This is a genomic window from uncultured Algibacter sp. (genome assembly GCF_963976535.1).
Classification (GTDB): Bacteria; Bacteroidota; Bacteroidia; order Flavobacteriales; family Flavobacteriaceae; genus Algibacter_B.
Window position 1 is genome coordinate 40,120 of sequence record NZ_CAXBLF010000004.1, and the last position, 13,122, is coordinate 53,241.

General features: G+C 31.8%; 8 protein-coding genes. 3 read left to right on the forward strand and 5 right to left on the reverse strand.

Annotated features, from left to right (window positions below; genetic code table 11):
* The first annotated feature begins 44 nt into the window (after positions 1 to 44).
* Positions 45 to 2,831: an excinuclease ABC subunit UvrA gene (uvrA, locus tag AAC024_RS02360; protein ID WP_339893575.1), complete on the forward strand. Its 2,787-nt coding sequence runs from the start codon at positions 45 to 47 to the stop codon at positions 2,829 to 2,831.
* Positions 2,832 to 3,043: 212 nt separating this feature from the next.
* On the opposite strand, the gene AAC024_RS02365 is transcribed toward uvrA, so the two are convergent.
* On the reverse strand, positions 3,044 to 4,120 hold the full coding sequence (locus AAC024_RS02365; protein ID WP_339893576.1) for a DUF3667 domain-containing protein: 1,077 nt from the start codon (positions 4,118 to 4,120) through the stop codon (positions 3,044 to 3,046).
* 349 nt (positions 4,121 to 4,469) lie between these two features.
* On the opposite strand from AAC024_RS02365, the gene AAC024_RS02370 reads away from it, so the two are divergent.
* Positions 4,470 to 5,087: a hypothetical protein gene (locus AAC024_RS02370; RefSeq protein WP_339893577.1), complete on the forward strand. Its 618-nt coding sequence runs from the start codon at positions 4,470 to 4,472 to the stop codon at positions 5,085 to 5,087.
* A 192-nt stretch (positions 5,088 to 5,279) separates the two neighbouring features.
* Here AAC024_RS02370 and AAC024_RS02375 read toward each other — a convergent pair whose 3' ends face one another.
* Positions 5,280 to 6,068: an SGNH/GDSL hydrolase family protein gene (locus AAC024_RS02375; protein WP_339893578.1), complete on the reverse strand. Its 789-nt coding sequence runs from the start codon at positions 6,066 to 6,068 to the stop codon at positions 5,280 to 5,282.
* Between the two features lie 244 nt (positions 6,069 to 6,312).
* Between AAC024_RS02375 and AAC024_RS02380 the strand changes: the two genes are divergently transcribed.
* Positions 6,313 to 7,578 (forward strand): hypothetical protein, encoded by a 1,266-nt coding sequence (locus AAC024_RS02380; RefSeq protein ID WP_339893579.1) that lies wholly within the window; start codon positions 6,313 to 6,315, stop codon positions 7,576 to 7,578.
* Between the two features lie 168 nt (positions 7,579 to 7,746).
* Here the strand turns inward: AAC024_RS02380 and AAC024_RS02385 are convergent, their stop codons facing one another.
* The 3 genes from AAC024_RS02385 to AAC024_RS02395 form a co-directional block, all read right to left on the reverse strand.
* Positions 7,747 to 9,204, reverse strand: a complete 1,458-nt coding sequence (locus AAC024_RS02385; protein WP_339893580.1) for a polysaccharide biosynthesis C-terminal domain-containing protein — start codon at positions 9,202 to 9,204, stop codon at positions 7,747 to 7,749.
* Positions 9,204 to 10,484 (reverse strand): glycosyltransferase family 4 protein, encoded by a 1,281-nt coding sequence (locus tag AAC024_RS02390; RefSeq protein WP_339893581.1) that lies wholly within the window; start codon positions 10,482 to 10,484, stop codon positions 9,204 to 9,206. The genes AAC024_RS02385 and AAC024_RS02390 overlap by 1 nt, the downstream gene beginning before the upstream one ends.
* Positions 10,485 to 10,566: 82 nt before the next feature.
* Positions 10,567 to 13,008, reverse strand: a complete 2,442-nt coding sequence (locus AAC024_RS02395; protein ID WP_339893582.1) for a YfhO family protein — start codon at positions 13,006 to 13,008, stop codon at positions 10,567 to 10,569.
* Positions 13,009 to 13,122: the final 114 nt, after the last annotated feature.

A 13,122-nucleotide genomic window follows, 5' to 3' on the forward strand; every position in this document is an offset into this window, starting at 1 on the left:
GTTGACTTGTCTTATCTTTGCGAAATTATCCGCTGAAAAAACCTATGAACACTGCTATTTCCGAAGTAAACCCAAAAGAAAACATCATAATAAAAGGTGCAAGGTTGCATAACCTAAAGAATATTGATGTTGTTATTCCTAGAAATAAATTAGTGGTTATCACTGGTTTATCAGGTTCTGGAAAATCTAGTTTAGCGTTTGATACGCTTTATGCTGAAGGGCAAAGACGCTATGTAGAAAGCTTATCGAGTTATGCGCGTCAGTTCTTAGGCCGCTTAAATAAACCCAAAGTAGATTATATAAAAGGTATTGCACCTGCTATTGCCATTGAGCAAAAAGTAAATTCTACTAATCCGCGTTCAACGGTTGGTACCACTACAGAAATTTATGATTATTTAAAACTATTATTTGCACGAATTGGGAAAACCTATTCACCTATTTCTGGCTTAGAAGTAAAAAAGGATACCGTTTCAGATGTTATAAGTTACTTAAAAACATTTCCTGAAGGTGAAAAACTCCTCCTCCTTGCTCCTATTTATTTGGAAGAAGGACGCAGTATAGAAGACAAACTTAAAACATTACAACAACAAGGTTATGCCAGAATTAAAGTAAATGATTCAGTTTTAAGAATTGATGAGGCAAATTCGATCACTAAAAAAGACACTATTTTATTGGTAGTAGATAGAGTCATCACCAAAAATGATGAAGATTTTTTAAACCGACTAGCCGATGCCATACAAACTGCTTTTTTTGAAGGAAAAGGCCAATGCATCATAGAAACTTTAAGCGATAGCAAACAACGCCCATTTAGTAATAAGTTTGAATTAGATGGTATTAACTTCTTAGAGCCTAATGTTCATTTATTTAGTTTCAATAATCCTTATGGCGCCTGTCCTAAATGTGAAGGTTATGGCGATATTATTGGTATAGACGACGATTTAGTAATTCCAAATACAGGGCTTTCTGTTATTGAAAGTGCTATTTTTCCATGGCGCGGAGAAAGTATGAGTTGGTATAAGGACCAATTGGTAAACAATTCTCATAAGTTCGATTTCCCTGTTCATAAACCTTATTTTGAATTGACAGATGCTCAAAAACAATTAATTTGGACTGGCAATCAATATTTTGAAGGTTTAAATTCGTTTTTTGCCGAATTAGAATCTAAAGCCTATAAAATTCAAAACCGGGTGATGCTATCCCGTTACCGCGGAAAAACAAAATGTAAAACTTGTAATGGCAAGCGTTTACGAGTAGAAGCTAATTATGTAAAAATTACTGGAGCTACGATTACCGATTTGGTTGAAATGCCTTTAGATAAACTCACCAGCTTCTTTAAACAATTAGAATTAAATGATTATGACACAAAAATTGCCAATAGATTATTAAAGGAGATTAATAACCGCTTATCATTTCTTGCGAATGTTGGTTTAGATTATCTAACCTTAAACAGAAAATCAAACACCCTTTCAGGTGGTGAAAGTCAACGTATAAATCTAGCCACGTCCTTAGGAAGTAGTTTGGTGGGTTCCATGTATATTTTAGACGAACCCAGCATTGGTCTGCATCCAAAAGACACAGAACGTTTAATTTCGGTTTTAAAATCGTTACGCGATTTAGGGAATACGGTTATTGTGGTTGAGCATGATGAAGATATTATGAAAGCTGCAGACTTCATTATAGATATTGGTCCTGAAGCTGGAACCTTAGGAGGTCATGTCGTTGCTGAAGGGACTTATGCTGATATTTTAGCTTCAGATTCGTTAACAGCGAAATATCTAAATGAAGAGCTAAAAATTGAGGTACCAGAAACCAGAAGAACCTCAAAATATCATGTAGATATTATTGGATCTCGAGAAAACAACCTGAAAAACATAGACGTTAGCTTTCCATTAGGTATGCTTACCGTTGTTACTGGTGTTTCAGGTAGTGGAAAAAGTACTTTAGTTAAAAAAATATTATACCCTGCACTACAAAAAAAATTAACTGATTTTGGTGAAAAACCTGGTCAATTTACCGCTTTAGAAGGTGATTTTAGCAACATAAATCATATTGAATTTGTTGACCAAAATCCAATAGGAAGATCATCTAGATCAAATCCTGTAACTTACATAAAGGCCTATGATGATATTCGTGCTTTGTATTCAAAACAAAAATTAAGCACTATTAGAAATTATCAAGCAAAACATTTTTCTTTTAATGTAGATGGCGGACGTTGTGAGACTTGCAAAGGTGAAGGTGAAGTAACCATTGAAATGCAATTTATGGCCGATGTGCATTTAGAATGTGAAACATGTAAAGGAAAACGCTTTAAAAAAGAAGTTCTTGAAGTCACTTTTGCTGACAAAAATATTGACGATATTCTAAATTTAACTATCGATGATGCCATAGCCTTTTTTAAAGCTACTGAGCAAACCAAAATAAAAACCAAACTACAACCACTACAAGATGTTGGTTTAGGCTATGTTACTTTAGGACAAAGCTCTTCTACCCTTTCAGGTGGCGAAGCGCAGCGTATTAAATTAGCGTCATTTTTAGGAAAAGGCAACAATAAAGACAAAGCCCTTTTTATTTTCGATGAACCGACTACGGGATTACATTTTCATGATATTCAAAAACTTTTAAAATCGTTTAATGCTTTAATTGCAAAAGGACATTCTATTATCGTTGTTGAACATAACATCGATTTAATAAAATGTGCAGATCATATTATTGACCTTGGACCTACTGGAGGTATGTACGGCGGAAACCTAGTGGCTTCAGGAACTCCAGAAGAAATTGTAAAGGTAAAAGCTTCAGAAACGGGAAAGTATTTAAAAGAAAAGATTCAATAGAAGTATAATTTTTTGGGCGTTACCCCGAAAAGGGGTCGGGCTTTCCACTATATCTTTCTTGTGCTGAACTTGTTTCAGTATCTTATCAAGTATTTTTCACATATCTTAATTTAGTTTCAAACCAAACTTATAGTTAAGCACAAAAAAGGATGCCGTTTCAATCCCTAACGCGGATCAACATATACAATATACATTGAACTTAGTTTTAAACATTAATAATACAAAAAACTAACAAGTCCTACTATAATAATAGCTATAGGAATTACAAAAATAAAATATACAAAGGTTGCGATACATGTTTTAAAGAAACTTAAAAACCAGCCATTTTCATAAAAACGCTTTATGGCAAATAAAAGATAAAAGAAGGTTGAAAAAACAAGCAACGTATCAACCCAATCTGGAACATCCCAAATATAGTTTGCAACAAGTATTAAGCTAAATACGGTAAACAAAAACGAAAAATAATAAAAGCTAAATACCAAATGGTGTGCATAACGTCCTCGTCTATATAATAACAACTTTAGTATAAAAGCAAATATAGGTAGTAATATAAAAAGTGAAATAGGTATGGTATCATAAACGGCTTGCAAAACTTGTCCGCCATTACGCTGTCGGTAAAACTTAAGCACTTGCGTATAAAACTTTCTTACTATTGAGTTAGCATCATCAGACATCCCCATAGCCACATATATTTCGGCATCAGGTGCGTCAATAGCGATTAAAGAATCTACTTTCTTTTGATAAAAATCAAAATCTAGATTATTATTACTTTCCTTTTTAGCCGATGCTTTTATTATGGAATCCAATCCTTTAATATTGGCTTTATCCAATCCAGCAATTCCCTTTTCTTGTAATGGTTTTAAAATACTATCAAAATTAATAGAATCTAAAACTCTTTCCGCTCGCACTTTAGTTGAATCGGAAACAATAGGTTTATTTAAAGTTTTCTTTAAATTGGTATCTAAATCCTGAACTTGTTTTCTAACCACCGTAACAGATAATATAAAGAAAAAAAGCACAGAAATAAAAAGATATAACTGAGCCGGATGCAAGTATAGCAAACGTTTACCCTCTACAAATTTTTTGGCTAAATATCCTGGTTTAAATAATAAAGGAAAGAAACTTTTTAAAAAACGTGCATCAAAAGAAAAATAGTTGCTAATCGTGTTGTAAAAAAGTACTTTAACTGTTAACTCGTCTTTTGATTGTTGCCCGCAATTTGGACAAAACTTAAAGTCTTCGTTAAATTGTTGTTCGCAATTTTTACAAGTTTCTAATTGTTCAGACATAAAAATGATTGGTTTCTATAAAAGTAAAAAAAAGAATTTAGAAATACAGAATATTAGAAAACTGATAAACAAACACTTACATCTTTGGCACGCAAATTGAAAACCATATAACATTTATGTATTGAATTAACTACTAGAGAAAATGATGATTTTTTTCTTTATGCGAAATAGAAAAATTAAGCATAGCTACGGTTTATTTTTATATGAAAGTAGAAAGGGAAAAAGGGCGTTTTATCAGAAGTAAATTCAGTAGATGAATGTTAAAAATAGCGAAAGCCTAAAAGCTAAAGATCCCGATAGCTATCGGGAGGCAAAAAAATTCGAAATTTAATAATTAAATCCTAAGATTATGAAAAGAGTATTACTAGTATTTGCAAGTGTGTTGATAGGATTAACAACTGCATCTGGAACAGAACTAAACAGCCAAAAAACAAAAATAGATTTTGATAAAACTAAAAAATACCGCTACGCCCAACCAATTATGTTTGTGGAACGTGGCATAGAGTTTTTAATTTTCCCAGACGGCAGTTTTGATTTTAACCCCAATATTAATGATGGGTTTTATGACGACACCTTTTCCAGACGTAATTCAAGAAGAAGCACGATAAATGCGACTCACAGAGGACCTAATTCAAGTATTAAGTATAATTCAAATCGCTACTCAAACAGAGGCGTTTCAATTTCTCGTGATAGAAATGGAAAAGTAAGACGCATTGGGAATGTATCTGTAAATTATGATAGATACGGCAGAATTACCCGTACAGGATCTATATTTATGAACTACAACAAAGGAAAACACTCAAACTTATCTAGAGTTGGAGGCTTGCGAGTTGATTATAACAAACATGGTGAAATTGTTAACACCCGCGGACAAGTAAACCGTTTTGACAGCAACAATAACTACTACTATTTTAAACAAAAAGGTAAAGTGAAGAAAAACAAAAAGAATAAAAAGAATAAAAGATAATTTTCTGTTTTTTTATAATAAACCCCGTAATACTCGCTTGAGTCTTTCGGGGTCTTTTTTATTAACTCGTTAATAGTAAATTGAATGAGTAATTTTAGGTTGTTCGATAACTTCCTATGAAACCATGATGAAGTCTGAAAGGGCTTTAAGGCATAAAATTAAGCAATCCCCTGCTATTACTCATACAAAATGTTAGCGTGTGGTTATTCTTTTTAATAATTCATGTGCTATTGCCTGACTTAGTAATTTATTACCTCTTTCGTTTAAATGAATTCCATCATTTTTATAAATTTCTTTACATTCTTCATAGCTAGAGCAAACTTTATCAAAGTCAATAAATATGATTTTATCATTTAAGCCTTGTCCTATCAATAAATTATTTAAATTACTTCGATAGGTTTCAATATTATCTATTTCGCCCTTATTGTTAAAACTTGAAAATATTTTAAAGCGCGTTTTATTAATCCAATTCATATCATTGGTTGCTTTAATAATGCCAAATTTAGGAAGTTCTACAATTACAGGTATTATATTATTACGCAATAAAATATTAATAATCAAACTAAGGTGATGAGAATAAAATTTTGCACCTACCTGAACTAGAGCATCATTTACTCCTGCAATAACAATACAATAGTCTGGATGACTTGTTATTACAAATTTAGATGAATACGAATCAGTACTATCCTTGAATATATTTTGATAAATCAATTTACTTTTAGCTCCAACATGTCCAGACGATGTTATCATACTGTTTACACCTTTCACTTTAAATTCATCAAGTAGGAATGCATCCAACTTTTTTCCAGCAACCCAACTATCTCCAATAATACCGACTCTTAATACCGTATCATTATCTATACCTATTGGATATAATTGCATCTCCTTTGCGTAAGAAAACCTATCAATCAGATAATATGAAAGCGTTATGCTAAAGATAGTAGCTAGGGTTATTACTGTAATTTTAATTTTTTCTATCATTCTAATATATTTTACTCAGAATCATTTTTTTGCATGCTAATACAAAACAAAGTTCCGTATCACTAAACTTTATCGATAGTTAAACGAATTTAACTTATTTTTTTCATAAAATCAAGTTTATTATTTCAACTTAAAAAAAGCTACAAACTATTTTATCTAGTATATATAGGGCTTTAAGCCCTACTCTCATTTTTTGGCACGCTGTTTGTAATTACATAATCGTAACCCCTTAAAATTTACAATTATGAAAAAGTTTATATTCTTATTAGCAGGTTTAGTCCTTACAGGATTCACTGTTAACGCAACCACAACCAACAACGAAGCAAACGCTACAGCAACTTATTATGGAGGTTATGGAAATTCTTTCATATTTGTTGAAGATGGTATTGAATTTTCTGTTTTTAGAGATGGACAGTTCGATTTTAATATTATAAGAAACAATTCGCGCTTAAGCGTAAATATTGGATCGCGACACTCAAATATTAGTTTTAACTCTGGTTATGATTATAACGGCTACGTGCAATACGATGAGTTTGGAGCTATTATTCAAATTGAAAACATTCCAATCTATTATGATTATTACGGACGTATTAGTCAAGCTGGAAACATAAACATTCATTATAACAACTTTGGCTACATAAACCGTGTTGGTGGACTAAATGTTTATTATAACAGACATAATAATTTTTCACACTATACAGGATATATAAATGTGTTTAACAGAGGTTATGTTTACAGACCATGGCACCGTTATTATAGCATTCCTGCTCACGATTACCGTGTAGTTTATAACAGACCTTACAGACAGTTTTATAACCCTATTCGTTATTCTTATAACAGACCGTTTTATAACAATTCAAGACCTAGAACTGCTATTGCTAGTAGAAGAGGTAACACCATATCTAGAAACAGAAGTTATGCTACGGTAAACAGGAGCAAAAGAAATGTAACACAGATTAACAGAAATGCAAACTCTAGGACACGTGTTGCTCAAAATAACACGTCTACAAGACGAGGTTATAGTACTACAAATACTAGAACTAATAATGAAGTTAGAGAAAGACAATCAGGCAGACGAGATAATGGTACAATAAATAGTAATACTAGAAAAACCACATCACCTAATGTAATCAGAGACGTGACAAGAAGAGAAAATACAACCACAAGAAGAACATCTTCTGGAAATAATTCTCATATAAATAATACTAGAAAAACGCGTGAGAACGCTAACAGTAGTAACAATAGAACGAGTACAAGAAACAATACGGTTAAACGTGAACAAAAAACTAGAACGGTTCAAAAACCAAGAAGCACAAATACTCGTACATATAAAAGAAGTGACAATAATACTAGAAATGCGCAAGTTGCTCAGCGTACTGTAAGTAAACCAAGAACAACGCAACAACGCACTGTGAAAAGGTCTACACAAAGCAGAACACCTAAAGCAACAAAAAGTAGAAGTAGTTCTAGCAAAAATACAAGATCGACTGCAACAAGAAGACGATCATAAAAATTTTGGTTGGTTAGTTTGGAAAGCCCTGCGACATGTATGCCTCAAAGCAACATCGTAGGGTTTTTCGTTTATAAAGCTTTTTTTCATTCCCACGAAGGTGGGAATCTCTTTTAAAATAACTTCAACTCCATTAATAAGATTTCCGCCTAAGCGGAAATGAAAAAACTATTTCAGTTTTAAATACTTTTTTATAAGAAGTGAAATATCTTCAGAAAAATTAAAGCGATATACTACAAAAATATACAGCACAGTAATTAAAAGCGATTTCAGTCCTATATTAATAATCGGATGAAATGGAAACTCCCAGAAATAAAACAGTAATACACTCGCTAATAAAAGCATCCCAATTCTTAAAGTAGAAGTTGTAAAAGGAAACATTTTAAATTTCTTATAAACAAAGAATAATTTTATAGAATTATATGAAAAAACCGCTATAAAAGTAGCAATACCAGCACCATTGATTCCTAACATAGGAATAAAAATAATGTTTAGTATTATCATCGCGATAACTAGAAAAACACCCAAAACTAAAACCACTCGGTAATAGTCACTATTAAACAATATGGCATTATTACTACCTAAAGCATTGTCATAAAGCTTAGTAAAGCTTATCATAAAAACAACAAAAAGACCACCGGTAAATTCTTCCGGAATAATATAATACAGCTGATTTATATTTAACACAATCAATAAAAAAATAAAGCCACCAACTATAAATAAATTTAGTGAGCTTCGTTTGTATAAATCTTCTAATGATTCAAAATCTTTTTCATTTAAATATTTGGCAGATAATGGAAGTAATATTTGATGCATCGAACGTTGAGGCACAGCTATAACTGAGGCAATATAAATAGCCACGCTATAGTAAGCAATCTCCTTAATTTCAACAAACTGCCCAATCATCACTTTATCAACATCTAAAAGTATGGTAGCTATTGAGCCCGCGATGATTATTAAAAATGAATACTTTAAAATATTGCTCAAATTCGGCACGCGTTTAAAGATTATCACTGGGAGTTTTACACTAAATGCAAATACATTCATAACTAGCATTCTTAATACATAAACCACTACAAGCCCTCCCATAAATTGTTCAAGATTTATAGCTTCAAAATGTAATAAGAATAACAGGATCATAGCGCCTACTCTATGAAAAACCTCTTTCATGAAATTTCCAAAAACCGTTTGCATTTGCACTTTTGCCCAAGCGAAAAACACCTCAAAATAAGCTAAGGCAACAGCTATGATTACCGTATGCCACAAATAGCCTTTAATAATCTCGTTTTTATTCGATAGAAAGCCAACAATACTATCATAACTCACATAAATTATTAATATTAAAGGAATTATAACACATAATGGTAACACTAACATGAGTGTTAAAAAACTATTTAAAGAGATTCTAGTTTTAAAAGTGGAATAGAATTTAACCAAGGTATTATGCATTCCAAAAGCCATTATTGGCATAATAACATAGGCTAAAGATAGCATATACCCTACCATACCATAATAATCGTCGCTCAGAAATTCGGTATAAAGAAATAAAGTATTAATGGCACCTATAAAAAACCCTAAATAGGTAGAAATGATGTTTTTAAAGGATTGAGATGCAACGATGCCCATTATAATAAATTAGCTAACGATTTTGTAAGTGCCTTTCTGTGATACTTTTGCAAACCAATAGGATGCGATTGTAATGTTTTATTCTGAAAAGCCTTATAATGCTCTAAGATAATTCTTTTTAGTGATTCGTAATCGGAGTAATTAAAGTAGTGTCCTGTATTAGTTTCTTTGATAATTTTCTCAACATCTGAATCTTTTGGACCAATGGCAACAATGGGTCTGTTTGAAACCATATATTCAAATAATTTACCAGGAATGATGCATTTAGTATCTTCTGAATCTATCTCAATTAGCAAGAGTAATTGAGATTTTTTTTGATTTATAATCGCCTCTTTATGTGATAAATAACCAACCTCATTAATATAATTACTTAAATTAAAATTCTTGATCGATTCTAACACTTTTTTACTGATAGATCCAATAAAATTAAGTTGAAAATCTTTTGAAAAATCATCATTTTCACTAATTAATTCATTTAAAACGCGCCAAAGTATTTCTGGATTTCGTTTAGATAATAAAGATCCAATATGTGATAATGTAAATTTGGTATCCATTATAAAATCTACAGCAGCGTCGTCATCATAACCATTTGTGATTACTTCAATAGGCTTATTTGTCATGTTTTGAAACTCTTGCTTAGTAACAAAACTCGTTACAATAATTTGATTAGAGGAATTTAAAACCTGTTTTTCAAACGATTTATGCTTTGCTTTAGAAGCCGATGTTAGCTTTAATTGTTTATGATATCCAATGGTTGTCCAAGGGTCTCTAAAATCTGCAAGCCATTTTATGTCTAATTTTTGTTTTAATTGAAGACCTATAAGATGGACGCTATGTGGTGGTCCAGTTGTAATAATCGTTTCTATACCTTCTTTTTTAATATAATCTAGAAGAAACGATACTGAAGGCTTTACCCAACCTATTCTGGCATCTGGAATAAAAAAATTACCTCTCACGTAAAGCATGACTTTCTCTATAAAAGATTGCTCCTGTTCTTCAGAAATAATGCCTTTACTAATTGTTTTTGAAGATTTATTTGAAAAGAATCCTGCCCACTTATAAGGCTCATTGATTGGATGATTAATAATGGTAATATCCTTTGAAACTTCAGAAGCAAAACTTTCATCAATAATGGGATAATTTGGATTTTTAGGAATAAAAACAACTGGGTCAATATTAAATTCCGGTAAATACTTGACGAATTTTAACCAACGCTGTACTCCTGGACCTCCTGCTGGTGGCCAATAGTATGTGATGATAAGTGCTTTTTTTTTTGTCATTTTTGTCATTCCCTTGAAGAAGGGAATCCATTTTTAGTTTAGTTTCGATTTTAAAGATTCCTGCCTTCGCAGGAATGACAAACTACGCTTTTGAGGGTTTATTATCTCGCTTAAACTCATAAAATAACCCTCCAAGTAATAATAAGCCAAGTAAAATAGAACTTGCTAAAGTTATTTTACTTCCTGTTTCAACCACATCTGGATCAAATTTAAATTCTATAGTATGATTTCCTACTGGAATATTCATACCACGTAAAATATAATTCACACGCATGTGATTAGCTTCTTTTCCATCAATAAATGTTTTCCACCCATCAGGATAGTAAATCTCTGAAAACACAGCAAATCCTTCATTTTGATTATTTGATTGATACTTTAAATAATTAGGTTTGGCTTCTGTAAGTTTGATAGTTGCTAAAGAATCAACTGCAAAATTAGTTTTAATGTTTTGAATAGACTCAAGTGCCTTATGTGATGAATAAATAGCTTTATTTTTATTATCTAAACTATCTAAAATCTTTATTTCTTCATTTGCTGAATTCACTTTTTTTAAATTCTTAATAAACCAAGCATTACCATTTGCCTCTTCATTTTCATAAGGAAATGCTTTACCCTTTTCATCTTGCGCAACAATATATTTTGTATTCAACATACTCAGCACATTAATATTGTTTTGTGCTATATAAAAATCAAAAACTTCTCTGTAACGTCTTAATTCTGCTGCATTATAACCATTTAAAGAGTTATGGAAATATGAAGGCTTTGAAGCTCCTGAAACCAAATCAAAAACTCTATAATGCGATTTATCTTTTAAAATAAATGCATCTACTTCGGTAGCTTGAAATGGTTTTGACATTTTCACACCAGAAACAAAATCATCATTATTCACATAACGTCTGTCAACTCCAATTAAATCAAAAAGTATTAACCCACAAAAAGCTACAATCACCCACTTTTCTTTTAATTTCTCCTTTAGAAATAAATAAATAGCTCCAGCAGATAACAATACAAAAATCAAGGTTCTAATAGCATCTTGAGTAAACATTGCTTTTCTGTCGGTTTTTAAAGCCTCAACAAAATCTTGTCCGTAGCTCTGACGATAAAACCCATCATTAATACCTACAAAATCAAATAACGACGATTTAAACAACAAAAACACCAATGCTATTCCACCAGTAATGATTGCTGAATATTTCAATGCTTTTAGCTTTTCTTCTTTCTTTTCAAAATCATTAAATAATCTGACTAAACCAAAAATAGCTAAAGCAGGAATACACAACTCTAAAATAACTTGAATGGAACTTACCGCCCTAAACTTATTATAAAGCGGTACGTAGTCAATAAAAAAATCCGTTAAAAATCCTAAATTTTTTCCATACGATAATAATAAGGAAAATAGAGTTCCTCCAACAAGCCACCATTTCAATCGTCCCTTCACCAAAAACAAAGCAAAAACAAATAGAAATAATACGACGGCCCCAACATAAGCAGGCGCTTCAACAATAGGCTGATCTCCCCAATATGTTGGCGCACGTTTCGCTTCTTGAGCGGCTTGAGTTGTTGTTGCTCCTAATTTTCTAAATGCTTCATAAGTAGCAGAGTCTTTTCCAACATCTTCTGCATTGCCACCACCCGTGAATCGAGGAATAAACAAATTAAATGTTTCAATTATTCCGTAACTAAATTGGGTTATATAGTCACGGTCTAATCCAGAGGTTGCTTCTTTTGGAGAACCATCTGGGTTTATCGTAAGCTCGCTTGTGCTGCGTTTACTTTCTTTAACGTATTCATTTGTCGCTAAAAAATTGGTTGCATTCAACGCTATTGATAATACTACTGCTGCAAGCAAAATACCAACAGATTTAAAATAATGTGGAAGCATCTGTTTTCTATAGGCATCAACTAAATAAGCAATACCTAGAACAATTACTAAAAACATAAGATAATAGGTCATTTGGAAATGGTTTGCTACCAATTCTAAGCCCATAGCAATTGTGGTTAGCAAAAACCCAGTAACATATCTTTTTTGAAAAACCAACAAAATACCGCTTAAAACCAAAGGCATATAAGCAATGGCATGCGCTTTACTGTTATGACCAACACCAAGAATAATAATTAAATACGTTGAAAACCCAAAAGCTAGTGCCCCGAGCGCCGCCAATTTAAAATCGACTTTTAACACTAATAAAAACACGTAAAAACTAAACAAATACAGAAATAAATAATCTGCTGGCCTTGGCAGAAAACGCAAAGCTAAATCAAGTTTCTTAATATAGTTATGCGGGTACCTTGCTCCTAGTTGGTAAGTTGGCATCCCGCCGAATGCACTATTTGTCCAGTAAGTATCTTCTCCTGTTTCAGCCTTAAAATCCTTTTGCTGCTTACTCATCCCTATATACTGCACAATATCATTTTGATATATAGCCTTTCCTTTTAAAACTGGACTAAAATAAGCTAGAGAAATTATTATAAAACCTAGTAAAACTAATACATGTGGTAATAATTTTTTCATTGTAAATGTCATGAAACGATTTTAAGAAAATAATTCTGAAAAATAGTTATAATTTTTCAGAAGTAACAATACTGAATCTAATAAACTTTTACAATAAGTTTTTACATTAATGGGAATGAAAAAACT

Excerpts from the sequence above, each read along its gene's own strand:
- uvrA (WP_339893575.1), top strand. The coding sequence starts at position 45 with ATGAACACTGCTATTTCCGAAGTAAACCCAAAAGAAAACATCATAATA.
- AAC024_RS02365 (WP_339893576.1), bottom strand. The coding sequence starts at position 4,120 with ATGTCTGAACAATTAGAAACTTGTAAAAATTGCGAACAACAATTTAAC.
- AAC024_RS02370 (WP_339893577.1), top strand. The coding sequence starts at position 4,470 with ATGAAAAGAGTATTACTAGTATTTGCAAGTGTGTTGATAGGATTAACA.
- AAC024_RS02375 (WP_339893578.1), bottom strand. The coding sequence starts at position 6,068 with ATGATAGAAAAAATTAAAATTACAGTAATAACCCTAGCTACTATCTTT.
- AAC024_RS02380 (WP_339893579.1), top strand. The coding sequence starts at position 6,313 with ATGAAAAAGTTTATATTCTTATTAGCAGGTTTAGTCCTTACAGGATTC.
- AAC024_RS02385 (WP_339893580.1), bottom strand. The coding sequence starts at position 9,204 with ATGGGCATCGTTGCATCTCAATCCTTTAAAAACATCATTTCTACCTAT.
- AAC024_RS02390 (WP_339893581.1), bottom strand. The coding sequence starts at position 10,484 with ATGACAAAAAAAAAAGCACTTATCATCACATACTATTGGCCACCAGCA.
- AAC024_RS02395 (WP_339893582.1), bottom strand. The coding sequence starts at position 13,008 with ATGACATTTACAATGAAAAAATTATTACCACATGTATTAGTTTTACTA.